The sequence below is a fragment of the Mesorhizobium sp. WSM4307 genome (genome assembly GCF_007003945.1).
GTDB lineage: Bacteria > Pseudomonadota > Alphaproteobacteria > Rhizobiales > Rhizobiaceae > Mesorhizobium.
Window position 1 is genome coordinate 358,679 of sequence record NZ_VFTB01000006.1, and the last position, 22,836, is coordinate 381,514.

The 22,836-nt window shown below is 63.7% G+C and carries 20 protein-coding genes; 9 read left to right on the forward strand and 11 right to left on the reverse strand.

Features of this window, described 5'->3' with window-relative positions; translation table 11 throughout:
- Positions 1-12: 12 nt before the first annotated feature.
- Entirely contained in the window at positions 13-1,113 is a 1,101-nt protein-coding gene (locus FJV83_RS17040) for a LacI family DNA-binding transcriptional regulator (RefSeq protein WP_185973447.1), read from the reverse strand.
- A gap of 602 nt (positions 1,114-1,715) precedes the next feature.
- Here FJV83_RS17040 and FJV83_RS17045 point away from each other — a divergent pair.
- From FJV83_RS17045 to FJV83_RS17070, 6 genes are all read left to right on the forward strand, one after another.
- On the forward strand, positions 1,716-2,678 hold the full coding sequence (locus FJV83_RS17045; protein WP_095773159.1) for a sugar-binding protein: 963 nt from the start codon (positions 1,716-1,718) through the stop codon (positions 2,676-2,678).
- A 115-nt stretch (positions 2,679-2,793) separates the two neighbouring features.
- Complete coding sequence (locus FJV83_RS17050; protein WP_095792189.1) at positions 2,794-4,332, forward strand: sugar ABC transporter ATP-binding protein; 1,539 nt, start codon at positions 2,794-2,796, stop codon at positions 4,330-4,332.
- A 60-nt stretch (positions 4,333-4,392) separates the two neighbouring features.
- Positions 4,393-5,388 (forward strand): ABC transporter permease, encoded by a 996-nt coding sequence (locus FJV83_RS17055; RefSeq protein ID WP_095773158.1) that lies wholly within the window; start codon positions 4,393-4,395, stop codon positions 5,386-5,388.
- An 84-nt stretch (positions 5,389-5,472) separates the two neighbouring features.
- On the forward strand, positions 5,473-6,252 hold the full coding sequence (locus tag FJV83_RS17060; RefSeq protein WP_095773157.1) for an SDR family NAD(P)-dependent oxidoreductase: 780 nt from the start codon (positions 5,473-5,475) through the stop codon (positions 6,250-6,252).
- Between the two features lie 8 nt (positions 6,253-6,260).
- Positions 6,261-6,839 (forward strand): SDR family oxidoreductase, encoded by a 579-nt coding sequence (locus tag FJV83_RS17065; protein ID WP_142877096.1) that lies wholly within the window; start codon positions 6,261-6,263, stop codon positions 6,837-6,839.
- Complete coding sequence (locus FJV83_RS17070; RefSeq protein ID WP_142886790.1) at positions 6,823-7,728, forward strand: aldose 1-epimerase; 906 nt, start codon at positions 6,823-6,825, stop codon at positions 7,726-7,728. Before FJV83_RS17065 ends, FJV83_RS17070 begins: the two co-directional genes overlap by 17 nt.
- A gap of 28 nt (positions 7,729-7,756) precedes the next feature.
- Here FJV83_RS17070 and FJV83_RS17075 read toward each other — a convergent pair whose 3' ends face one another.
- On the reverse strand, positions 7,757-9,034 hold the full coding sequence (locus FJV83_RS17075) for a rhamnan synthesis F family protein (RefSeq protein WP_095773154.1): 1,278 nt from the start codon (positions 9,032-9,034) through the stop codon (positions 7,757-7,759).
- A 97-nt stretch (positions 9,035-9,131) separates the two neighbouring features.
- Here FJV83_RS17075 and FJV83_RS17080 point away from each other — a divergent pair, with 97 nt between their 5' ends.
- On the forward strand, positions 9,132-10,790 hold the full coding sequence (locus FJV83_RS17080) for a methyltransferase domain-containing protein (RefSeq protein ID WP_246691876.1): 1,659 nt from the start codon (positions 9,132-9,134) through the stop codon (positions 10,788-10,790).
- On the opposite strand, the gene FJV83_RS17085 is transcribed toward FJV83_RS17080, so the two are convergent.
- The 5 genes from FJV83_RS17085 to FJV83_RS17105 all read right to left on the reverse strand — a co-directional run bounded on the left by FJV83_RS17085 (position 10,776) and on the right by FJV83_RS17105 (position 16,307).
- Positions 10,776-11,765, reverse strand: coding sequence for a methyltransferase domain-containing protein (locus tag FJV83_RS17085; protein ID WP_246691877.1), 990 nt, complete (start codon positions 11,763-11,765; stop codon positions 10,776-10,778). The two genes, FJV83_RS17080 and FJV83_RS17085, sit on opposite strands and share 15 nt — an antisense overlap.
- Before the next feature lie 126 nt (positions 11,766-11,891).
- The gene (locus FJV83_RS17090) at positions 11,892-12,653 is read right to left on the reverse strand and encodes an SDR family NAD(P)-dependent oxidoreductase (protein ID WP_142886789.1); all 762 of its coding nucleotides are present in this window, start codon (positions 12,651-12,653) and stop codon (positions 11,892-11,894) included.
- A complete protein-coding gene (locus FJV83_RS17095; RefSeq protein ID WP_142886788.1) occupies positions 12,650-14,212 on the reverse strand; it encodes a sugar ABC transporter ATP-binding protein in 1,563 nt (520 codons plus the stop codon). The genes FJV83_RS17090 and FJV83_RS17095 overlap by 4 nt, the downstream gene beginning before the upstream one ends.
- A gap of 55 nt (positions 14,213-14,267) precedes the next feature.
- A complete protein-coding gene (locus FJV83_RS17100) occupies positions 14,268-15,242 on the reverse strand; it encodes a substrate-binding domain-containing protein (RefSeq protein ID WP_095792132.1) in 975 nt (324 codons plus the stop codon).
- A gap of 54 nt (positions 15,243-15,296) precedes the next feature.
- Positions 15,297-16,307, reverse strand: a complete 1,011-nt coding sequence (locus FJV83_RS17105; protein WP_095773150.1) for an ABC transporter permease — start codon at positions 16,305-16,307, stop codon at positions 15,297-15,299.
- A gap of 245 nt (positions 16,308-16,552) precedes the next feature.
- Here FJV83_RS17105 and FJV83_RS17110 point away from each other — a divergent pair, with 245 nt between their 5' ends.
- Positions 16,553-17,584: a LacI family DNA-binding transcriptional regulator gene (locus FJV83_RS17110; protein WP_179296094.1), complete on the forward strand. Its 1,032-nt coding sequence runs from the start codon at positions 16,553-16,555 to the stop codon at positions 17,582-17,584.
- A 4-nt stretch (positions 17,585-17,588) separates the two neighbouring features.
- Here FJV83_RS17110 and FJV83_RS17115 read toward each other — a convergent pair whose 3' ends face one another.
- From FJV83_RS17115 to FJV83_RS17130, 4 genes are read right to left on the reverse strand one after another with little or no spacing between them, the layout of a single operon-like run.
- The gene (locus FJV83_RS17115; protein WP_142886787.1) at positions 17,589-18,770 is read right to left on the reverse strand and encodes a mandelate racemase/muconate lactonizing enzyme family protein; all 1,182 of its coding nucleotides are present in this window, start codon (positions 18,768-18,770) and stop codon (positions 17,589-17,591) included.
- A gap of 9 nt (positions 18,771-18,779) precedes the next feature.
- On the reverse strand, positions 18,780-19,769 hold the full coding sequence (locus tag FJV83_RS17120; protein WP_095773147.1) for a transketolase C-terminal domain-containing protein: 990 nt from the start codon (positions 19,767-19,769) through the stop codon (positions 18,780-18,782).
- Positions 19,766-20,614, reverse strand: a complete 849-nt coding sequence (locus tag FJV83_RS17125; RefSeq protein WP_142886786.1) for a transketolase — start codon at positions 20,612-20,614, stop codon at positions 19,766-19,768. The genes FJV83_RS17120 and FJV83_RS17125 overlap by 4 nt, the downstream gene beginning before the upstream one ends.
- Before the next feature lie 4 nt (positions 20,615-20,618).
- Complete coding sequence (locus tag FJV83_RS17130) at positions 20,619-21,413, reverse strand: SDR family oxidoreductase (protein ID WP_095773145.1); 795 nt, start codon at positions 21,411-21,413, stop codon at positions 20,619-20,621.
- 116 nt (positions 21,414-21,529) lie between these two features.
- On the opposite strand from FJV83_RS17130, the gene FJV83_RS17135 reads away from it, so the two are divergent.
- Entirely contained in the window at positions 21,530-22,750 is a 1,221-nt protein-coding gene (locus FJV83_RS17135; protein ID WP_185973446.1) for a mandelate racemase/muconate lactonizing enzyme family protein, read from the forward strand.
- Positions 22,751-22,836 lie beyond the last annotated feature (86 nt).

Sequence of the window (22,836 nt, forward strand, 5' to 3'; positions counted from 1 at the left end):
CCTCAATTTGCCTTAACCCGCCACCGCCCGCACGCTCTCCCGCTCCACCAGCGGGCACTCCAGCTTGGTGATGGGATAGCGCCCGTGTCCGGGCGCCGTTGGTGCCTCGAGCTGTTCGATCGCCCATTGGCCCATCGCCATATGCGGCAGGATCGAAGTGGTCAGCGGCGGGAACAGATGCCGGGCGATTTCCTCGTCGTCATAGCCGACGACGGAGATGTCCTGGGGAATGTGCAGGCCGGCTTCCTTCAGCGCCTCGTAGCAGCCGATCGCGGTGCGGTCGTTCTGGCAGAAGATGGCGGTCGGGCGGTCTTTGAGCGCCAGCAGCTTCACCGTCGCGGCATAGCCCGCACTTGCCGACCAGTCGCCCTCGACCACCAGCTCCGGGTCAAAAGGGATGTCGGCGGTGGCGAGCGCGCGCCGGTAGCCTTTGAGCCGGTCCTGCGCGGCCTGCATCCACGGCTCGCCAGTGATGGTGGCGATGCGGCGGTGGCCGTGGCTGATCAAATGCCGGGTCGAGCTCTGGCCGCCGGCGATCTCGGAGGGCACCACGGCGGGAAAGGCGTAGTCGGCCGTGTAGCAATTGAGCAGGATCACCGGAATGTCGAGGCTGTAGAGGAAGTCGGGCGCGGTGATCTCGCGGGTGAAGATGGTCATGTAGATCAGCGCCGAAATACCCCGCCGGGTCAGTGCCTGGATGGCGCGCGGCTCCATCACGGCGTCGCCCATGGTCTGCGCCACCAGAAGCACGTTGCCGGCATTCCACGAGGCCTGGCGCGCGCCTTCGATCGCCACCACCGCCTCAGGGCTGGTCGCCAGCTGGTCGACGGCAAAGCCGATCACTCCGTCCAGCCCGTCGAAGGCGGCAACCGGCTTGCGCAGCGCCGAGAAGGCGGGCGCGCTGTAACCCAGCGCCCGCGCGGCTTCGATCACCCGCTCGCGGGTCTGCTGCGACAGCTTGATCCCTGGCGAATTGTTGAGCACGAAGGAAACCGTCGCCTGCGAGCAGCCGGCCGCTCTGGCGATGTCTGTCATGGTGACCCGCCCCTTGGGCTTGGCTGGCGCCTTGCGGCGCTTGACCGTCTCGATGGCCGGATCCGTCGTTTCACTCATGGCAGTCCTGTCCCCAATCCCGGCCTGTCTAGCGGCAGCCTGCCGGCCCGACAAGATGGCGCGGCGGCGCCAGCTTATAGAAACCGCCGCTTCGTTTATATCTATTAGTGGCCATGCGGTCCATCGATCATCAGGCTCCTTATGTGGGAGGAAAGCAATGACTGCGCGGCTTTGTATGCCGTGCGCCAAGGCATGGGCTCGCCAGCGCTTCGTTCACCGTGGTGCCACGATGTGCCCGGATATTGGCTGAAAACTAATAGTGTTTACTAATACAAAAATGCGCTGTAACGTCAATCCGTCGCGTCCGGCCTTGTAGGGTTCGGGGCGGCGGGAAAGCGAACGCGATGACCCGATGGCGAGCGGATTGCCTCCGCAAGCTCTGTCTCGGATAAGTGATATGTCAGACAAATCGGACTATTTACGAACGCAGAATGAGTCTCTAAAGTCCGTGGCCGTGGCTGGAACGAGGCCATTCTTGTGAGTGCCGGGAAACCCTGAGGAGGAGGGGTATCCAAGCCGCAAACGGCAAATTCAGGTGAGCACGCAATTCTAGTGAGCAAGACGGTCCAGCCCGACGGCTGGACCCAAACGGGAGGTTGAACATGAAGTCCTTGATACGCAATGCATCCGTGGCCGCCGCGGCCCTGGTTGTCGGCCTGACGGCGACGGCCATCGCGCGCGCCGACGACAAGCCGACACTGGCTTTCGTCGTCAACGGCGCTTCCGATTTCTGGAAAGCGGCCGAAGCTGGCGTCAAGAAGGCGCAGGGCGAACTGCCCGACTACAATCTCGAACTCAAATATCCCGAGCAATCCTCGGTCGCCATCCAGCAGCGGCTGATGGACGATCTGGTGACGGCCGGCGTCAAGGGCATCATGGTCTCGGCCGTCGACCCGAAGACCTCGACCGATGGCCTGAACAAGATCGCGTCTGAAACCGCGCTGTTCACCACCGACAGCGACGCACCGCAGACCAAGCGCGTCGCCTATATCGGCTCGTCCAATGTCGACGCCGGCAAGCAGGCGGCCGAAATCGCCAAGAAGGCGATGCCCAATGGCGGCAAGTGCCTCGGCTTCGTCGGCCTGCTCGGCGCCGACAACGCCAAGGAGCGCATCCAGGGCATGAAAGATGGCCTGGCCGGCACCAAGATCGAGCTCGTCGACGTGCGCGGCGACGATATCGACCAGGCGCGTGCCAAGAAGAATGTCGAGGACGCGCTGGTCGCCAGCCCCGACGTCACCTGCATGGTCGGCTTCTATTCCTACAACACGCCGCGCATCTATGAAGCGCTGCGCGATGCCGGCAAGCTCGGCTCCATCACGGTCGTCGGTTTCGATGACGATCCGATCACGCTGGGCGGCGTCAAGGAAGGCACCGTTGCCGCCACCGTCGTGCAGCAGCCCTTCGAATGGGCCTATCAGGGCATGAAGCTGATGGCTGCCTATCTCAAGGGCGACAAGTCGGGCATCCCGGCCGGCAACCTCATCATCATCCCGACCAAGATCATCGGTAAGGATGATGTCGACGCCTACGCCGCCAACCTGAAGGCGATGGCAGGAAACTAAGACCACAGGCAGTTCAGCCGGCTCAACTTGCTTGAGCCGGCTGTTCGCATTGACGAACACCGCGAGGAGCGTCAGTCTGCCTTAAAAGTCGGCCCGCCAATCCCTGTCAGGCATGATGAATTATTCCGATACATCCATCGCGGCAATCACCCCGTTTCTCAGCCTCGAGAACGTGCGCAAGACCTATCCGGGCGTCGTCGCGCTCGACGGGTTTTCGATGGAGGTCAGGCCGGGCGAGGTCATCGGCCTCGTCGGCGAGAACGGCGCCGGCAAGTCGACCCTGATGAAGATCCTCGGAGGCGTCACCACGCCGGACACCGGCACGATCACGGTCGACGGCACCGCTCACAACAGCTTGACCGTCGAAGGCAGCCTGGGCTCGGGCATCGCCTTCGTCCACCAGGAACTCAACCTGTTCGAAAATCTCGACGTCGCCGCCAACATCTTCTTCGGCCGCGAGCCGCTGCGCGCCGGGCCGCTGAAACTCGTCGACCGCTCGAAGCTGCGCGAGATGGTGGCGCCGCTCTTGAAGCGCGTCGGCGCCAATTTCTCCGCCGATGCGCAGGTCGCCGACCTGTCGCTGGCGCAGCAGCAGATGGTCGAGATCGCCAAGGCGCTGTCGATCAAGGCAAGGCTGGTCATCCTCGACGAGCCGACATCGAGCCTGCCGCTCGCCGAGACCGACAAACTGCTCGACGTCATCAAGGCGCTGAAGGCCGACGGCATCAGCGTCATCTTCATTTCGCACCGCCTGCACGAGGTCGAGCGCGTCGCAGATCGCGTCGTCGTGCTGCGCGATGGCATGCTGGCCGGCACGCTGGGCAAGCGCGACATCAATCACGACCAGATGGTCAAGCTGATGATCGGCCGCATGCTGAAGGAACGCGAAAAGGCCTCCGAGGCCGCGCGGGCGCCCGGCGCCACGGCACTTGCGGCCAAGGCCATCCGCACCCCCACCTATCCCAGCCGGCCGGTCGACCTCGATGTCCGGCGTGGCGAGATCCTCGGCCTTGCCGGCCTTGTCGGCTCCGGCCGCACCGAGCTGGCCCGCGTGTTCTTCGGCATCGACGGCAGCCTTGGCGGCACGCTCGAGCTCGACGGCAAGACGCTTGTGCTGGGGTCGGCGGCCGATGCCGTCGCGCACGGCATTTTCCTGGTGCCGGAAGATCGCAAGCTGACCGGCATCCTGCTCGACCTGTCGATCGCGCAGAATATTTCGCTGCCCAATCTGCCGGCGCATGCCAGGCGCTCACTGGTCTCGGCAAGCGCCGAGACGGCAACCGCCGAGAAACAGAAGAAAAATCTCGGTATCAAGGCGCCGTCGGTGCAGACGCGCACCGGCACGCTGTCGGGCGGCAACCAGCAGAAGGTCGTGCTCGGCAAATGGCTGGCCATGAACCCGAAGGTGATGATCCTCGATGAGCCGACGCGCGGCATCGACATCGGCGCCAAGGCGGAAATCTACGGGCTGATGCGCGCGCTGGCCGATGCCGGCGTCGCCGTGCTGATGATCTCCAGCGACATGGAGGAGGTGATCGGCGTGTCCGACCGCATCGCCGTCATGCATGAGGGCCAGATCTCGGGCATTCTCGACAAGGACCAGTTCAGCCAGGAAAACGTGCTGCTGCTGGCGGTGGGCAAGCAGCCGAAATAGTTTTTGCGCCTGGGTCGCGAGACCGCGCAACCTGCTCAGGCAGGCATTGGGGAGAAGACGATGAGCAAGAAAGATCTCGGCCTGCTGATCCTGATCCTGGTGGTCGGCGCAATCGTGGCCATCATCAATCCGCGCTTCCTTTTGCCGATCAACCTTGCCAATACCTCGAACCTGATCGGCCTGTTCGGCATCCTGTCGATCGGCCAGGCCTTCGTCATTATCACCGGCGGCATCGAACTGTCGGTCGGCTCGGTGGTGGCGCTGCTGGGAACGCTGTTCATCGACTTCATCGCCGTGCGCGAACTGGACTGGCCTCTGGCCTTCGTGCTGATCATCGCGCTTGGCGCCATCATCGGCCTGGTGCATGGCTGGCTGATCACCAGGCTGAAGCTGCAGCCCTTCGTCGTCACCTTGTGCGGCCTCTTGATCTATCGCGGCGTCGCCCGCTTCTACACCGCCGACGGCACCGCCGGCTTCGCCTTCGGCCAGAATTTCCCCGAGCTCGAATTCCTCACCGCGGGCCGCTCCTGGGGCGTGCCGAACAGCTTCATCGCGCTGATCGTCATCGCCATCGTCATGTGGGTGGTGCTGCACCGTTCGGTGTTCGGCCGCTATCTCTACGCCATCGGCAAGAATGAGGAGGCGGCGAAATATTCCGGCATCCGTACCGGCCGCATCGTCATGGCCGCCTATGTCATCTGCGGCGTGCTGACGGCGCTGTCGGCGATCTATTTCGCCATGTACACACGCTCGATCTCGCCGGCCAGCCACGGCCAGTTCTATGAACTCTACGCCATTGCCGCCGCCGTGCTCGGCGGCTTCTCGCTGCGCGGCGGCGAAGGCTCGCTGATCGGCGTCATCCTCGGGACCGTGCTGCTGCAGGAACTGCAGAACCTCGTCAATCTGCTCGGCATCCCGTCCTCCCTCAACTTCGCGGTCATGGGCGGCGTCATTCTCATCGGCGTCCTCGTCGACCAGCAATGGGGCGTGTTCCGCGCACGGCGGCTGATGGTCGATGCCGCCCGCAAGAACGTTGCCGGCGCGCCGGCGGAATAATCGCGCCGGCAACGCTGCCGCTTGCCCGACTCCAGTAGATATTATAATAGCATAACCCGGTATTGCTCGGGGGGTGTGCGGGACATGCGCTGCGATTTGCGAGGCAAGGTGGCGCTGGTCACGGGAGCGGGGGGCGCCATAGGCAGTTCCATTGCCAGGCGCCTGTCCGACAATGGCGCCGCGGTCGTCGTCGCCGACATCGACGGCGAGGGCGCAAGACAGGTCGCGGCCGGCTTGACCGATGCCATGGCCTGCGTCACCGACATCCGTGATGGCGCATCGGTCGACAGCGCGATCGCCGCGATCATGCGGCGTTACGGCCGCCTCGACATCCTCATCAACAATGCCGGCGTCAACACGCTGGCGCATCGTGTCACAATCGACGAATTCCCGGCCGAGGAATGGGACCGCATCACCGGCATCGATCTCGACGGCCTCTACATTATGAGCCGCGCGGCACTCGGTCCCATGCTCGCCGCCGGCAGGGGCGGGCGCATCGTCAACATCGCCTCGGTCGTCGGCCTTGCCGCCATGCGCCTGCAGAGCCCGTTCGTCGCCGCCAAGGCCGGCATCATCCATCTGACGCGGTCGATGGCGATCGAACTCGGCGCCAAGGGCATCCTGACCAACGCGGTCGCTCCAGGTTCGGTGATGACGGCGCTGACCGCCAAGCTGTTTTACGGCGATGACGGCAAGTTCGCCGGCCGCACGCAGGAATTCCTGGCCCATGTGCCGCTCGGCCGTCCGGCCGAGCCGCGGGAGATCGCCGAGGCGGTGCTGTTCCTGGCCTCGCCGGCCGCCAGCTACGTCAACGGCCAGGTGCTGGCCGTCGATGGCGGCTGGACGGCGGGATACATGATGTGAGTGGCGCGATGGAAATCGATCTCAACGGCGCCGCGGTGGCCCTCGATGGCGAGACCAACCCGATCGTCGACGCCGTGCTTGCCGCGCTGCGTGCCAATGGCGGCACGGTCGTCGAAGCAGGGGATGCCGCCGACATCCTGCTGATGTCCAATCCGCTGCGCCCGGGAACGACGATGCAGGATCCACGCTGCCAGCATGCCGATGCGCGCAGGGCAGCCGTGGCCATGGCCGAGCGCGGCGGCGGGCGCATCGTCTTCCTGGTCTCGGCCACGGCCGGCATGCCGATGCGCCGCCATCCGCGCTTTTCCATGGAGAACGCGGCGATTCTGGCCGGCATGCGTGCGTTGGCCATGGAGTTCGGGCCGAGGGTGTTGGTCAATGCCGTCGGCTTCGGCGCGGTCGAGGACGAAACCATGGTCTCGGGCGACAGGGCGATGCTCAGCCACACGCCGGTCGGCCGCGCCGGCTGCATCGAGGAAGCGGTCGCGGCCGTGTTGTTCTTCTGCGATCCGCTCAACACCTACACCACGGGCCAGATGCTGGGCGTCGACGGTGGATGGACGGCAGGCTATGGCCGCAATTTCTGAATTGCTGAGCATCGAATCGGGAGCGCTCGAGGTTGCCCTGGTGCCGCACATCGGCGGCAGCGTGAGCGCGTTGCGCTGGCGCGGCATCGATCTCATGCGCCGGCTCTCGGATGATGATCGCAAATCCGGCAATGTGCTTGGCGTCGCCATGTTTCCGATGACGCCCTATGCCAACCGCATCGCCGGCAACGCCTTCGACTTCGGGGCAAGACGCTGGCAGGTCCTGCCCAACAATCCGCCCGAAAAATTCAACGTCCATGGCAGCGGTTGGCAACACGCCTGGACGGTCACCGGGTCAGGTCCCGCCAACGCAACCCTGTCGCTGGTCATCGCCGCCGGAGCCGAGCCCTATTCCTACCGCGCGACACAGGCTTTCGCGGTTTCGGACGAGGGACTGAGCGTGACCATGACGCTGACCAATATCGGTCCGGTCGCCCTGCCGTTCGGTTTTGGTTTGCATCCCTGGTTCGATCGCGATCCGGACGTAACAGTGCAGTTCAAGGCCGAGCGCTTCTATCTCGAACAGCCCGATGGCATTTCGGGCGATCCCGTCACCTTGCCGCCCGAACTCGACTTTGCCGAAGGCAGACCCCTGCCGGGCGGCTGGCGCAACAACGACTATGGTGGCTGGGGCGGCGAAGCGACGCTGCGCTTCCCGGCACGGGGCGCGGGACTGCGCATGAGGGCTGACCCGATCTTCAAGCACCTGATGCTTTACGCCGATCCGACCAAGCCATATTTCTGTGTCGAGCCGCAGACCAACGCCTCCGGCGCTTTCAGCCGCGGCCGATGGGATGATCCGGATGAGGGCGTCATCGTCCTCGCCCAGGGTGAAAGTGCCGCCGGCACCGTCTGTTTCACGCCCTTTGCGCTTGAGCGCGGGGCATAAGGCGCTGCGCCTGACGAAGACGAATCGTCTAAATAAGCCCATTCCTGAGTTTGAAGCGGCGCATGCCACGCACGTTGACGGCCCGCCCACGGTTCAACAACTCGCGCATGATCGGCTCCCGCCGTGGCGGCGTCAGATGTTCGAGGATACGAGCACAGTCATGTTCAAGCAAAATCCCTCGAATAAGTAGGTCGCGCTTCACCAAAGGACTATCCATCACCCGATGAAAGAGCCCGAAGCCGAAGTGTATCTGGCTGCCATTGATGATGGTCCCAATCATATGATTGACCAGCGTCTCTTGTCTAATCTGAATGGCCACGGACGCATTTTTCTCGGCTTCCTCAAGCCGGGCCTTTGTTTCGGCCGAAAACCTGCCAAATTCGGATATTGTGGGCGTTCGCGATTCCTGGTCGAGAATGGCAGGGTCTTTTCCGCGTTTTTGTCTACGCCTTTTTGATTTGGGATTGCCCGCCAGCATTTGTCCGGTTCTTTGAGCGCCTTTCAGAAGCGGGCCAAGATCGTAACCGCGAAGCGCGCCATAAGGGACGTAACGAAGTGTTGCTACCAGCTCCGAGATCGACATCTTGTCGAGCCTAAGCGCGAGCTTGTCGGCGGAATAGACAATATCAACCTGGTAGCCACAACGCTCTAGGCATTGCGAAAAGCCGAGTTCTCCCTTCCGTATCGCGTGGGGGCGAATGTCGTAGGGCCTGTACCTTTGCCAAAACCGCCGAATCTGCACATCGGCGAATACGTTGCCGGCTACACTAAATGCGTAGCTGCCCATATGATGGGCAAACTCATGGTTCTCGTAGGTGCCAACGGCGTCATAGTCGCTCTGAACCAGGGCTTTGATCATGGAGTCCAAGCCAGGTCCGGCAATGTAAATGACACTGTCGTTCAGATAGATCATACGTTCGGGTCGGAGTTCCTCCAGCGCCAGATGCAAGGTCGCGGCACGGTAGGCTCCGAAGTCACGGCCAATGTTGTTGCGCACAAGGATGCGGTGCGCAAATGTCCTTAAGGTCGCGAGTTCATCCGGACGAAGATCGCCATTGCAGACAACAATGGCGTTGACGTGCTGGCGACGAAGCGTCGCCAGGAGGTCGAGAAAGTCGCTTGTAATCCCGATGAGGTGATATTTGACGACGATCGCATAACAATTGCCAATTGCCGGCGTCACGGTCTCATCGGAAGCAAATCGCGGCTCGCGTTCGGCCAGAATGCCTGGGAACTGAATTGTCTTGGCGGCCAGAACATACGCTCCTGCGGCCGCCCAGTTCGCAATTTGCCCGATCTTTTTCATGGCCGCGCCCCCTCCCGGCCCCGACAGATAACACTTCAGTCGAAGCTGTGAAATGGTTTACTCATGACGTGCAACGCTCGGTGCTGGGGGTGCGAACTTGGACTTCCGAAAGACTATCCGGACTGCAATCGGCAAGAATGGACGCGGCATCGAGATTGGCGCTTCATACTCGCCGATATTGCCCAAGGCCGAAGGTTACAAAACGCTCGTTGTCGATCATGCCGATGCCGACGGATTGCGTTCGAAATACGCTGCGATCGGCGTCGACGTTTCACGGCTTGAAACGGTGGACGCCATCGACGATGGCGGCGAATTCAGACAACTCGACCTGACTGGCGAGGGCTTCGACTTCATAGTGGCCAGTCACGTCTTCGAGCATCTCACGGACCCTGTTCATTTCCTCCAACGCTGCGAACGGGCACTCAAACCGGGTGGGCGGGTGTATCTCTTGATTCCGGATCGTCGATACACCTTCGATTATCTGCGCCCCAGTTGTACCGCGGGCCATCTGTTGGCCGCCTATATGGCAGGGCAAAAAAGGCATGGCACGGCGGCCATGTTCGATCACCACGCATCGCATGGAACGCGCGGAGGCGTGCAGGTCTGGCTGGAAGGGTTCAAGGGAGAGTATGCTTTCGCCGGAACACCTCAAGCAGGTTACGCGATGGCAACCAGGCAAGGAGACGACTATGTCGACTGTCACGCCTGGGTCTTCACGCCATCCAGTTTCCGCCTGGCCATGGCGGATTTGCACGCAGCAGGAGTCCTGGGACTTCGTGAAGAGCAATTTTACCCGACTGTAGGGTGCGAGTTCTTTGCGGTAATGTCCGCCAAGCCGGCGACGCATGGTCCCGACAGACTGGCCCTGGCGCTCGACGCGATCAACGAAGCTGGGCCTGAACACATCGCCGCGGCCGTCGTCGATCCTCCCGTGTACATCGGATCAGCGCCGTCAGCTCAAAATGCGATCGATGCATTCAAGGGCCAATGGGTCACTGCGTTCCCGGCAGCGCAAGGCTTGCAGGCGGGCACATCCCATTTGCACGAGGACCCACGCATACTTTGGCTCGCGGAGAAACTGGATGGCTGGCTCAACGGGAAGCAAGTCCTCGAACTAGGTCCCCTGGAGGCGGCGCATACCGCAACTCTGTTGTCGCAAGGTGCAGGGTCGGTCGTGGCCATCGAGGCCAATCGCGATGCCTTTCTTCGTTGTCTGGTCGCGAAGGAAATTCTTGGCTTGCGCGACGCGACCTTTCGGCTCGGTAATTTTGTTCCGTTCCTGGAGAGCGAAACAAAGCATTGGCCGCTGATCGTTGCCAGCGGTGTTCTCTATCATATGACGGACCCGCTGCACGTGCTGGACTTGTTGGCGGACCGAACCGATCGCCTGTTTTTATGGACTCACGTCGTCGACGACAATGCGATGCCGACCGACGACCGGCGGCGCGCGGCGCTTGGAGCGCCAGAGCAACGCGACTGGCACGGCCGAACGGTGACGCTTTATCCGCGCCCCTACGGACCGCTTGGCGCATCGACATTTTGCGGAGGCATGGACCGCGTACCGTGCTGGATACATCGCGACGATCTGCTGTGGGGGCTGGCCAAACTGGGGTTCGACGATCTGGCGATCGCACACGAGACGCCGGACAACGAGCATGGTCCGTCTCTGTCGATCCTGGCGAGGCGCAGCCCCAAGGCTACGCATAAAAAACCACGGCCCCTGCCAACCGCAAAAAAGGGTCTAAAAAGGGTATAGATCTTCGGCAACGTCGGAAAGCGAAACCGGCCAATCCAATTCTGTTTCACCTGTCTTGCGAAACAGGACGGCCGACATCAACGCTCCGGTGTGCATCTCGCCAAAATGCGTCGATATGTTGTGCACTCGCGCCACGATGTATGCCCGCACACCATCGATGGCTTCGATGATTTCAAACCCGGTCGATCTGTTGAGCAAGGCCTTCCAGGAGTGACTCGAAAACCGAAAATAGTCGCACGGCTCTTCGTGCAGAGCCCATGTCTGTGGCGCCAGGATAATCCCCAGAGCGCCTGTCTTGAGAACCCGGTTCATTTCGATCGCGGCCTTCCAGGGCATCAGGAGGTGCTCGAACACCGCAAATGACATGACGGCGTCATAGGTCTTGCGAGGCAGAAAGCGGCTCGCCTCATGAGCGTCTCCAACGATGTCGACGTTCTCGCCGTCAAGAATATCGAAGCCGGTGTAGACCCAGCCCGGCGGCAGGCTGTTGCGCCACATTGCACCAGTCCGGTTGCGCGAACCTATTTCCAGCAAATGTCCGCCGGAACGTGACCGCAACTCGGCAAAGAATCTGTTTACCAGGGGCAGTACCGAATCGTTTGGATCTGCCGCCGCAAGCGGGCGCACTTCCTTCGACCCGTCCGCCAATCTTATTTCGAGCTTCACATCCAGCATCTGAGCGTTGTCCAGCCCGGTAAAGACCCGCTCATCAAATCGGCACGACGCCGCAAGCCGCCCATAGAGTCGACTCAAATCCGCACTGGGAAGGCCAGTTTGCGACAGGACGACTGTGCGGCCATCCGGCAGAAGCAAGGCGAGCCCAACGACAGGGGATTTTGCGGAAAAAGTGAATCCTGAAACGTGAATCGCGCCGTGGAAACACGAACTGCGATCGACGATGCAAACAAGCTCGCTACCGATGGCGGGGGCGGTCAAATGTGATGTCGGACCAGCAATGGTCGAGTCCATGTTCATGGTGGCCTGCCCCCCCGCTAGCCATGGCTGCGGAATTCTGTGCCCGGTAGGGTAGCGCCTGTGCGCGGCAAACTGAAGAGGCAGTATAATCGGATCTTCAGTCAACCAGCCGATTGCGCCTGAACCCTAGAGAAGCCGCGCCAGCAGGCCGCCATCCACTTGCATGGCGCTGCCGGTGACGAAGGATGCGGCGTCGGAAATCAGGAAGCCGATTGCGCTGGCGATCTCCGAAGGGTTGGCGATGCGGGCGATTCTGTTGGGCTCGAAGGACAGGCCCAGCGCTTCGGCGCCGCCGGCCGCTTCCAGCCCGTCCAGCGTCATGCGGGTGGCGACCGAGCCGACCAGCACGGCGTTGACGCGGATGCGGTCGACGGCATAGTCGAGCGCGATCTGCCGCGACAGGCCGACGACCGCCGCCTTCGTCGCGGCATAGGCGGGCACGCCGGGAACCGTGGCATCGGCGTGCACGGACGCGATGTTGACGATCGAGCCACCGCCGGCCGCGCGCAACAGCGGCAAGGTCGCGCGGCAGACGCGGAAAATCGCTGTGAGGTTGACGGCGATGGTTTTTTCCCATTCCGCGTCGGAAACGTCTTCAAGCCGCTTGCCGGTGGGGTAGATGCCGGCGCAGTTGACGACGGCGTCGAGCCCGCCAAGCCATTCGGTGGCTGCCGTCACCGCCGACTGCACCTCCGCTTCGCGGGTAAGATCGCTCTCGCGGAAGATCAACTGGCTTTCGTCATAACGGCCGGCAAGGGCCTTGCCCTCTTCGCCGTCCAGTCCGGCGCCGAGCACCCTGGCGCCCGCGTCGGCGAGGTACGCCGCGGTCGCCCGGCCAATGCCGGTGGCAGCCCCCGTGACGAAAACGCGTTTGCCGGCGAACATCATGCTGAGGCCTGTGAAGCGATGGCGTGGCGTTCCGCTTGCGCCGCCGTCACCGAGCGCAGCACCCGATCCTCGCCACCGTCGCCGCGGCCAAATTCGTCGACGATGCGCCCGTCGGCGACCACGACGCAGCGATCGCAAAGGCCGATCAGCTCTTCCAATTCGGAAGCCACGATCAGCAAGCCTACGCCTTTCTCGGCGAGTTCAACCACAAGCCGGTAGATTTCATGACGGGTCGCCGCGTCGACGCCCTTGGTCGGCTCGTCGAGCAGCAGCACTTTCGGTGCCCGCATCAGCACACGGGCGAACAGCAGCTTCTGCTGGTTGCCGCCCGACAGATGGGTGACCGAAGCCTGCGGGGAGGACGCCTTGACGTTAAGCGCGCGCATGGCGGTGAGGATGGAGCTTCGCTCCAGTCCGCCGCGCACCATGCCATGCCGCGACAGAGGCGCGAGATTGCCGATGGTGATGTTGGCGCCGACAGGTAGGTTGAACAGCAGGCCGTCGCGTTTGCGATCCTCGGTCAGCAGCGCAATGCCGGCCGCGCGGGCATCCCTCGGCGATTTGATAGACACGCTCTGGCCGGCGATGCGGATTTCGCCGTCGGCCGGAACGCGGCCATAGATACCGTGCAGGATTTCGCTGCGGCCGGAGCCCAGCAGCCCGGCAAGCCCGACGATTTCGCCCGCCGCCACGCGGAGATTGATATCCCTGGCGCCATGGACCGCGCCGCTGTGGCCGGCGACCGTGAGATGGCGAACCTCCAGCGCCGTCGGCCGGCCGACGGGTGCCGCGTGTTCGGGAAACAGCCGCTGTAGCCTTTGACCCGACATCGAGAAGATGAAGGTCTCGGCGTCAAAATCCTCGCGCGCGATCCGTACCGCCACCTGCCCGTCGCGCAGCACCGTGGCGCGGTCGCAGATGGCCAGCACCTCGGGCAGGCGGTGGGTGATGTAGATCATCGCCACGCCTTGCGCCTTCAGGCGACGCAGCACGGCGAACAGCGCATCGACCTCGGTGCCGGAGAGCGAGGCCGTCGGCTCGTCCAGCATCAGCACGCGTGGCTTCAGCACGATGGCACGCGCAATCATCACCAGATGACGCTGCGCCGAGGTCAGCGACGCGACATAGGCCCTGGGGTTGATGTCGATGCCGAGGTCGGCAAAGATTTCGCCGGCCCGCTGCTCGAGCTTGCGCTGGTGGACCAGCATGCCTGTGCCCAGCCCGGTGCGGCCGGCAAAGACATTCTCGGCGACCGACAGCTGTTCGAGCACCTCGATTTCCTGCGGCACATAACCGACACCGTTCGATCGTGCATCGGCCGGCGAAGCGAAGCTGACGGGCCGGCCGTCGAGCTGGATCGTGCCGGTGTAGGAACCGGCCGGATGCACGCCGTTGAGGATCTTGACCAGCGTCGATTTGCCGGCGCCGTTCTGGCCGAGCAAGGCGTGGATCTCGCCGGCCACGACATCGAAATCGACGCCGCGCAGCGCCTGCACGCCGCCGAAATTCTTGGCGATGGCGGTGGCCGAAAACAGCGGCGCTGGGGTGGTGATGGACAAGACGCATCCCTTCGGAAAGCGCCGGGCCTGCAAGGCGCGGGCCCGGCGGCAGGTGTTACTGGCCGGCGCTGTCCAGCATCTTGTAATAGGGATCGAGATCAGCTGCGGTGATCACCTTTGCCGGCAGCGGATTGCTGTAGGGCACGGTCTTGCCCTGGGCGAGATCACCGAGAAGTTCGGCGACCTTGGCGCTCTCTTCATAGAGCGGCTGCGCGACGATGCCGTAGGCGGCGCCGGATCTCACCAGATCGAGATTCTGCCTGATATAGTCCATGCCGACGATGACGACGTCGCGTCCGGCCTTGCGGGCGGCGCCCGACCAGGTCTGGATGCTGTTGCCGGTGGTGCCGAAGGCGGCGGTCACATCGGGATTGCCCTGCAGGATCGCCACCGCTTTTGCCTCGGCCGCCGACGGTTCAAAGCCTTCCATCTGAGTGTCGAGCACCTTGATGCCGGGATATTTCGCCGCGATGGTCTTGCGGAAGGCATCCGACATGGCGTTTTCGGTGTCGTTGGAAGCGCCCTGCGTCAACGCCACGGTGCCCTTGCCGCCGAGCTTGTCGCCGATCGCGATCGCGGCATTGGTTCCCGCTTCGGCGATGTTCTCTCCCGTTGCCGCTTTCAGGCCGTTGACGGTCCCTTCGGGCGGCAGGACGTGCCAGGTGACGATCGGGAAGCCTTCCTTGGCCAGCTTGGAGATGTAGGAATAGATGGCCGGATCGGGACCGTATACCCCGATCGCGTCGTATTTGGTGCGGGCAAGGGCGGCCTCGGCAAGCGGCAAGGTCGCCGGAATATCCCAGTTGGTGGCGCTCGGGTCGCCGACCACCTCGCAGGTGTAGCCAAGTTCCTTGCATTTGTTGAGGAAGCCCGCCTGCATCAGCCGATGCACCGGGTGATCCTTCATCGCCTGCACCCAGAGCAGGTGAATGTCCGCCGCCCGGGCCAGGCTCGCCGAGCCGAGCGAGGTGGCGAGTGCCGCCGCCACCAATGCGGTTCGGATCAGCCGCTTTTTCAAATGGGTCTTCATGCCTTACCTCCCTTGGTTCGCCGGCATTTTTGCCGGCGCAATATAAGCGGCCTCTCAGGCGCCGGCGATGAAGTAGCGGCGGCGCACTATGTCGAGGCCGACAGCCATGACCATGATCACGCCGACCGCGATCTGCTGCCAGTTGGAGTTGACGCCAATGACGACGAGGCCGCTCTGCACCACCTTCAGCATCAGGATGCCGACGACGCCGCCGGCCACCGTGCCGGCGCCGCCGAACAGGCTGACGCCACCGACCACGACGCCGGCGATGACGGTCAGTTCCCAGCCGCTGCCGATCGAAGTGCCGCCGCTGCCGAGATCGGCCATTACGAACATGCCGGCGATCGCCGACAGCGCGCCGACGGTGATGAAGGCGCCGATCTTGTAGGCGCTGGTGTTGATACCGACGAGATGCGCCACTTCCTTGTTGCCGCCGGTGGCATACATGTTGCGCCCGAGCACGGTGCGCCGCAGCACGAAGTCGGCAAGGAGGGCGACGACGATGAAGAAGGCAAAGCTCCAGCCGAGGCCGAAGGCGAGATCGGTGCCGCCAATGGTGTTGATCGCCTCGGGCAGCGGATAGACCGGATAGCCGCCCGTCACCACCTGGATCAGGCCCTGGCCGATGAACAGCATGCCGAGCGTCTGGATGAAGGCAGGGATACCCAGCCTGACGACGATCAGGCCGTTGAGGAGGCCGATCAGCGCGCCGACGCCTATGCCGCCGAGAATGCCGACGCTCACCGGCAGGGCGGCCGCGGTCATCAGCTTGGCGGCGACCACGGCGGAGAGACCAGCCACCGAGCCGACCGACAGGTCGAACTCGCCGGCGACCAGCAGAATGGTCTGGCCGATGGCGATGATGCCGACAAAGGAGACGACGTTGAGAATGGCGCGGATGTTGCGCTCCGACAGGAAGGCCGGCTCGAGCAGCCAGAAGAAGGCGATCAGCAAAGCCATGGCCGCCAGCACGCCGACCTCGCCGACGGCAATCAAGCCGATCAGTCGCCGCCGGAACGAACGCGCGTCCCTGGGCGACGCGCTCACCTCAGCCGCGCTGTTCATCCCGACCTCCCTGGCAGCGACCGTCGCCGGCTCTTGCGGCCGGCCCCATGCGCCCGCGCCGATCCTGGCGCGCTCCTCTCAACCATTAAGATTATAATATTATAACTTGTCAACGATGAAATTTTCTGGCGGTGCATAGCTGGGTCCATCGCTGGCAAGCACTCGCGGCAACCGCTATGAATGGACGTTTCGGCGTGATCCGCAGGACATTGCCTTGGCGGATAGCGCTTTCTTGGAGCATGGTGATGGTCGATAAGCCGCCGGCGGACGAGAAGAAGCCGCAACGCCTCGGCGTCCGCGAGATCGCCAAGCGGGTCGGCGTGGCGCCGATGACGGTGTCGCGCGCGCTGTCCAATCCCGACATGGTCTCGCCGGAGACGCGCGCCAAGGTGCTGGAGGCGATCGAACAGGCCGGCTTCGTACCCAACCGGCTTGCGTCCAGCATGCGCGGCAACGGCCGCATGATCGGCACGGTGGTGCCGCCGCTGATCAATTCGGGCATTGCCGAACAGGTGCAAGGCATGTCCGACGAATGCCATGAGAGCGGCTATTCGATGCTCCTGGTGCAGGGCGAGTTCACGCAGGAGGCCGAGGAGAAGTCGATCCGCAACCTGCTCGGCTGGCGCCCGGTCGGCATGATCCTGCAGAGCTTCGTGCAAAGCGAAGCGGCGCGTGCCTTGCTGAAGAGCAGCGGCGCCCCGGTGGTCGAAATTTCCGAAATCAAGGGCCGCAAGCCGATCGACATGGTGGTCGGCGTCTCCAACTTCGAGACCGCCTATGCCATGACCATGCATCTGGCGGCCAAGGGCTACAAGCGCATCGGCTTCGTCTCGACGCCGATCCACGGCAATGACCGCCTGCGGCAGCGCCGCACCGGTTACCATGCCGCCCTGACGGAGCTCGGCATCAAGAACCATGCCGATATGGAGGTCGAAGTGCCAATCACCGCGCAGGGCGGTGCCGAGGCGCTGGTGACGCTGACCACCCGCCACCGGGATATCGATGCCATCTTCTTTTCCAGCGACACGCTCGCGGTCGGCGCCGTGCAGGAATGCCACCGCCGGCGCTGGGCCGTGCCGGGCAGGATCGCCATCGCCGGCTATGGCGACATGGATCTCGCCGCGCAGCTCTATCCGCCGCTGACCACGGTGAAGGTCAACCGCTACGAGATGGGCCGCCGTGCGGTGCGGCAATTGCTGGCAAGGCTCGGCGGCGACACCAAGGTGCCGACCATCACCAGCCTCGGCTTCGAGATCGTCGATCGCGAAAGCGCGTGACGGACTAGAGGCCACGCCACCCCGTCTCTTCCCGACGCCCGAGGCGCTTTTGCCAGCCCTCCGCGTGGACGTTGAGATAGGCGTCGGGATCGTAAGGGTGGTTCTTGATCGCCTCAATGTTGAGATCGATGCCGAGCCCTGGCGCGTCGGGCAGCGACAGATGGCCATTGGCCGGGTTGACGGTCGGGTGCCAGGTCACGAGGTCGCGCGTCCACGGGTCGTTGAAAGCGTCGAAGTGCTCCTGGATGAGGAAGTTCGGCACCGCGGCCGCCAGCTGCAGGCACACCGCCGTCGCCACCGGTCCGCCGCTCTGGTGCGGGGCGATGTGGCTGCCATGCGCAAGCGCGAGGTTGGCCACCTGCATGGACGGCGCAATGCCACCGAGCGACATCGGTTCGGGCTGGAAGATGTTGACGCCCCCACCTGCGGCCAGCGTGTAGAATTGCCCGACCGTGTCGTACATTTCGCCGGTCGCCACCGGCATCGGTGAGCGATGCGCCACTTCGTGCACCGTCTCTTGCCGGTCGCGCGAGGTCGGCTCCTCCCACCAGAAGATGTCGAGATCGGCGAATTTCTGCGCGGCCTGCAGGGCGGCGATCTCGGTGAAGCGCGCATGCACGTCGATCAGGATCAGCGTATCGCGAGGCAGTTCATCACGTAATTTTCGGCAGATCGCGTAGGAAAGCTGCAATTCCTCGCGCGAGATAAAACCTTGCGCGGTGCCGAACGGGTCGAGCTTGAACGCCTTGAAACCCTTGGTCAGAACCGCCTTGGCGGCCTCGAGGAAGGCCTCCGGCGTGCGCTCGGTGCGGTACCAGCCATTGGCGTAGCCGAGGACGCTGTCGCGCACCTGGCCGCCGAGCAACTGGTGGATCGGCACGCCGAGGCTCTTGCCCAGAATGTCCCAGCAGGCAATCTCGACCGCCGCGATCACCGTGCGGTGGATGTGGCCGCCGTCGAGCGAGACGCTGTCCAGCATGCGCTTGGCCAGCGCATTGATGCGGCGCGGGTCTTGGCCGATGGCGAGATGCTTGAGCTCGTGCACGCCGGCTTCGGTGGTCTTGATGAAGCCGTTCAGCGTGCCTTCGCCAATCCCATGGATGCCGTTGTCGGTATGGACTTTGACGAACAGCCAGTTCTTCCAGCCGGCACCGACGGCGAAGGTCTCGATTTCGGTGATTTTCATGCGGTCGTCCTAAGCCAGGGCTATGATCGCGGCGATGACGGCTTCTGATGTCAGGCCGTATTTCGCTTGCAGGGTCGGCACCGCGCCGCATTCGATGTAGCGGTCGGGCAAGCCGATGCGGCTGACTTTCTTCGCAATGCCGGCGTCGAACAAGGTCTCGACAACGAGGCTGGCCAGGCCGCCGACGACAACATGGTTTTCCGTGGTGACGATGTGGCTGACGCCAGCCGCGAACGCGGCCACCGCCTCGGTGTCGAACGGTTTGATGGTCGGCACGTGCAGCACGCCGGCGGAGATGCCTTTTTTTCGCAACGCGTCCGCCGCATCCAGTGCCCGCTCGGTCATGAAGCCGGTCGAGATGATGCCGACATCGGAACCGCCACGAAGCTTGCGCGCCTTGCCGATTTCGAAACGATAGCCGGCTTCAAATACCACGGGCACTGAACCGCGCAGCAGCCGCATGTAGACCGGCCCGTGACGCTCTGCGATCGCCTTGGTCGCCGCTTCGATCTCGGTCGCGTCGCAGGGGTCGATGATGGTCAGCCCGGGGATCATGCGCATCAGCGCCAGATCCTCGATCGCCTGGTGCGTGCCGCCATAGCCGGTCGTCAATCCCGGCAGGCCGGCGACGATCTTGACGTTAAGGTTGGAGTGGGCGAGCGCGATGGCGACGAAATCATAGGCCCGCCTTGTCGCGAACACGCCATAGGTGGTGGCGAACGGCACCTTGCCGGTACGCGCCAGCCCGGCGGCGACAGCGACCAGGTTCTGCTCGGCCATGCCGACATTGAAGAAGCGGTCGGGGAAAGCGTCACGGAACGGCAGGATGTCGGTGTATTTGCCGAGGTCGGCGGTCAGCCCAACAATGTCGGGACGGCTGTGGCCGAGCCGCGTCAGCGCCTTGCCAAACGGCGCTTCCACGCTTTGCCGGCCGCCGCGGACCGCTTCGTCCTGACCCATGGCCAGCGTGCGGCCGGCCTCCGTCGCCGTGCCGCTCATTGGCTTGCTCCCACGGTCTTTTCGAACTCGGCGATGATGCCGTCCCATTGCGCCACGTCGATGCGGAAGAAATGCGATTTCTCGGCGGTTTCGATACGCGGCACGCCCTTGCCAGTCAGCGTGCGCAGCACGATCGCCTTCGGCTTGCCGTTGCGCTCGCGCGCATCGGCCAGCGCGCCGACCACCGCCTTCATGTCGTTGCCGTCGATCTCCGATGTCTGCCAGCCGAAGGCGCGCCATTTGTCGGCCACCGGCTCCATGTCGAGCACGACAGGCCCGTCGGCCTGGATGCCGTTGCAGTCGACCAGTGCCACCAGCCCATCGAGCTTGAAATGGCTGGCCGACATCGCCGCTTCCCAGGTCGAGCCTTCCTGCATTTCGCCATCGGACAGTTCGACGAAGACGCGCGCCTCGGATTTGTCGATGCGCAGGCCCAGCGCCTGGCCGACGCCTTGCCCCAGGCCATGGCCGAGCGAGCCGCCGATGACCTCGACACCTGGCGTCGTGTCGAGCGTCGACATCTCCAGCCGGCTGTTGTCGGCGCCATAGGTGGCAAGTTCCTCGACCGGGATGATGCCGGCCTCGGCCAGCGCTGCCCACAGTGCGATCGAATAATGCCCGGTCGAGAGCAGGAAGCGGTCGCGGTCGGCCCACGCCAGATTGTGTGGATCGTAACGCAGTTCGTGGAAGTAGAGCGCGGCCAGCACATCGGCGATGCCGAGGCCCTGGCCGATATAACCCTGGCCCTGGCCGCGCGCCATGGTCAGCATGTGACGGCGCAATTGTATCGCCTTGCGTTCGAGCGCGCCGATATCGGCGCTGCCGGGTGGGGAGTTTCGCTGCATCTGATCAGTCCTTGTCGAGCCCGCCCGACATGTTGAGCCGCTCGGCGGTCATGTATTTGGGCGCATCGAGACAGAGCCAGACGACGGCTTCCGCGACTTCCGCAATCTCGGCCCGGCGGCCGAGCGGGATGCGGCGGGTGCGCTCGTCGAGGAAGGCCTGCAGGTCGCTTCGGCCATTGGCGCGGGCCAGGTCGACCTCGGTCGAGCGCTGCATTTCGGTGTCCATCATGCCCGGTGCCAGGCTGTTGACCAGCACACCATAGGGCGCCAGCGCTACCGCTGCGGCGCGGGTAATGGAATCGACCCCAGCCTTGCTCGCCGTGTAGGCGGTGTAGTCGGGCAGCGCCATGCGCGAACCCGGCGAGGTGATGTTGATGATGCGCCCCGAACGCTGCTCGCGCATCACTCGGCCCGCCGCTTTGCAGGCCATGGCAAGCGCGGTGACATTGAGCGCCAGCGTGCGCGTCCAGGCCTTGAAGGTTGCGTCGAGGAAGGGCTCGATCACGCCATAGCCGGCATTGTTGACAAGGATGTCGATGCCGCCCCAGCGCGCCACCACTTTCTCCACCGCCGCCTCCGGCGCGCCTTCCCCGGTGAAGTCGCTGACGATGCTTTCGCTTTCCGCGCCGGTTTCGCCGACCAGCGTGGCGGTCTCGGCCAGTCCCTCGCCATTGATGTCGGTGACCGCGACGACACAGCCGCGCCGCGCCAGCTGGATCGCCACCTCGCGACCGAGGCCGCCGGCGGCACCGGTGACAAGTGCCCTTCGTGGCGGCGTGTTGTGATTCTCGGCTGGCAAGAAAACCCTCCCGGTGGCCATCTTGACGCGATTGATACCGGTACCATAAATGGCTGTCAACGGCGATGTGCTATTGTCCCGCCGACCGCATGGTTCGCTGCAATGGGGAGAAAACAATGAAAGTCGTCGCGCTCGAGACGCTGCAGCTGGCGGAATTCCCCTTCCTGTTCTGGCTGCGCGTCTACACCGATGCCGGCCTGATCGGCACCGGCGAGACGTTCTGGGCGCCGGGGCCGGTCGCCGCCTACATCCACGACAATGTCGCGTCCTATCTCCTCGGCAAGGATCCGCGCGACATCGAACTGCACGACCGCATGCTGGGCAGCGTCTATGTCGGCGCCCGCGATTCCGGCGCCGAGCTGCGCGGCAATTCCGCCGTCAACATCGCGCTATGGGATATCTATGGCCAGGCGCTCGGCGAGCCGATCTGGCGGCTGCTTGGCGGGCGCACCCACAAGAGCGTGCCGGTCTACAACACCTGCGCCGGCTACAAGCACGTCCGGGCCACCAAGAGGAACGCCCTGTTCGAGCGCGGCGAGGACTGGTCGCTCAAGCCTGGCGATTCCAACGAAGGCCCGTACGAGGACCTGCTCGCCTGGCGCTACAATGCCGGCGATCTCGCCAGAAGTCTGAAGTCGGAAGGCATCGGCGCGATGAAGATCTGGCCGTTCGACATCGCCGCCGAGGCATCGAATGGCACGCGCATTTCGCTGACCGATCTGGACAAGGCATTGGAGCCTTTCCAGAAAATCCGCGACGCTGTAGGCCGCGACATGGAAATCATGGTCGAACTGCACGGGCTGTGGACCTTGCCGCCGGTGCTGCGCATCGCCGAGGCGCTGAAAGCCCATGACGTCGCCTGGCTGGAGGAGCCGATCCGCTACAACGAGCTTGACGCCATGGCCGAGCTTGCCCGCCATACATCAATACCGATCGCCGCCAGCGAGCGGCTCGCCTCGCGGCAGATGTTCAAGCAACTGATCGACAAGCGCGCGGCCAGCGTGATCATGATTGATCTCGCCTGGTGCGGCGGCCTCTCCGAAGCGCGCAAGATCGCCAACATGGCCGAGGCCAGCGAACTGCCTGTCACCTTGCACGATTGCACCGGGCCGATCGTCTATGCCGCCAGTTGCGCGCTGTCGGCGACCTTGCCGAACGTCAACTACCAGGAGGCGGTGCGCGCGTATTTCACCGGCTGGTACACCGAGATCGTCGCCGACATTCCGCCGGTCAAGGACGGCCACGTTGCGCCGCTCGAAGGGCCGGGGCTGGGTCTCAGCCTGCGGCCGGAGCTGTTTCAGCGGCCCGACGCGACCGTTCGGATCACCAGACTCTAGCCATCGCACGGCCCGGTCCGAAGCCAGTAGACATTATGCTATTATAATCTATGATGCGCCAAAGCGAGCGGCCAACAAGCTCGCCG

What these genes read in the sequence shown, in the direction of transcription:
- FJV83_RS17055 (WP_095773158.1), top strand. Translation starts at nt 4,393, where the DNA reads ATGAGCAAGAAAGATCTCGGCCTGCTGATCCTGATCCTGGTGGTCGGC.
- FJV83_RS17085 (WP_246691877.1), bottom strand. Translation starts at nt 11,765, where the DNA reads ATGAACATGGACTCGACCATTGCTGGTCCGACATCACATTTGACCGCC.
- FJV83_RS17105 (WP_095773150.1), bottom strand. Translation starts at nt 16,307, where the DNA reads ATGAACAGCGCGGCTGAGGTGAGCGCGTCGCCCAGGGACGCGCGTTCG.
- FJV83_RS17050 (WP_095792189.1), top strand. Translation starts at nt 2,794, where the DNA reads ATGAATTATTCCGATACATCCATCGCGGCAATCACCCCGTTTCTCAGC.
- FJV83_RS17110 (WP_179296094.1), top strand. Translation starts at nt 16,553, where the DNA reads ATGGTCGATAAGCCGCCGGCGGACGAGAAGAAGCCGCAACGCCTCGGC.
- FJV83_RS17040 (WP_185973447.1), bottom strand. Translation starts at nt 1,113, where the DNA reads ATGAGTGAAACGACGGATCCGGCCATCGAGACGGTCAAGCGCCGCAAG.
- FJV83_RS17070 (WP_142886790.1), top strand. Translation starts at nt 6,823, where the DNA reads ATGGCCGCAATTTCTGAATTGCTGAGCATCGAATCGGGAGCGCTCGAG.
- FJV83_RS17115 (WP_142886787.1), bottom strand. Translation starts at nt 18,770, where the DNA reads ATGAAAATCACCGAAATCGAGACCTTCGCCGTCGGTGCCGGCTGGAAG.
- FJV83_RS17090 (WP_142886789.1), bottom strand. Translation starts at nt 12,653, where the DNA reads ATGATGTTCGCCGGCAAACGCGTTTTCGTCACGGGGGCTGCCACCGGC.
- FJV83_RS17065 (WP_142877096.1), top strand. Translation starts at nt 6,261, where the DNA reads ATGGAAATCGATCTCAACGGCGCCGCGGTGGCCCTCGATGGCGAGACC.
- FJV83_RS17125 (WP_142886786.1), bottom strand. Translation starts at nt 20,614, where the DNA reads ATGCAGCGAAACTCCCCACCCGGCAGCGCCGATATCGGCGCGCTCGAA.
- FJV83_RS17060 (WP_095773157.1), top strand. Translation starts at nt 5,473, where the DNA reads ATGCGCTGCGATTTGCGAGGCAAGGTGGCGCTGGTCACGGGAGCGGGG.
- FJV83_RS17075 (WP_095773154.1), bottom strand. Translation starts at nt 9,034, where the DNA reads ATGAAAAAGATCGGGCAAATTGCGAACTGGGCGGCCGCAGGAGCGTAT.
- FJV83_RS17045 (WP_095773159.1), top strand. Translation starts at nt 1,716, where the DNA reads ATGAAGTCCTTGATACGCAATGCATCCGTGGCCGCCGCGGCCCTGGTT.
- FJV83_RS17100 (WP_095792132.1), bottom strand. Translation starts at nt 15,242, where the DNA reads ATGAAGACCCATTTGAAAAAGCGGCTGATCCGAACCGCATTGGTGGCG.
- FJV83_RS17135 (WP_185973446.1), top strand. Translation starts at nt 21,530, where the DNA reads ATGAAAGTCGTCGCGCTCGAGACGCTGCAGCTGGCGGAATTCCCCTTC.
- FJV83_RS17120 (WP_095773147.1), bottom strand. Translation starts at nt 19,769, where the DNA reads ATGAGCGGCACGGCGACGGAGGCCGGCCGCACGCTGGCCATGGGTCAG.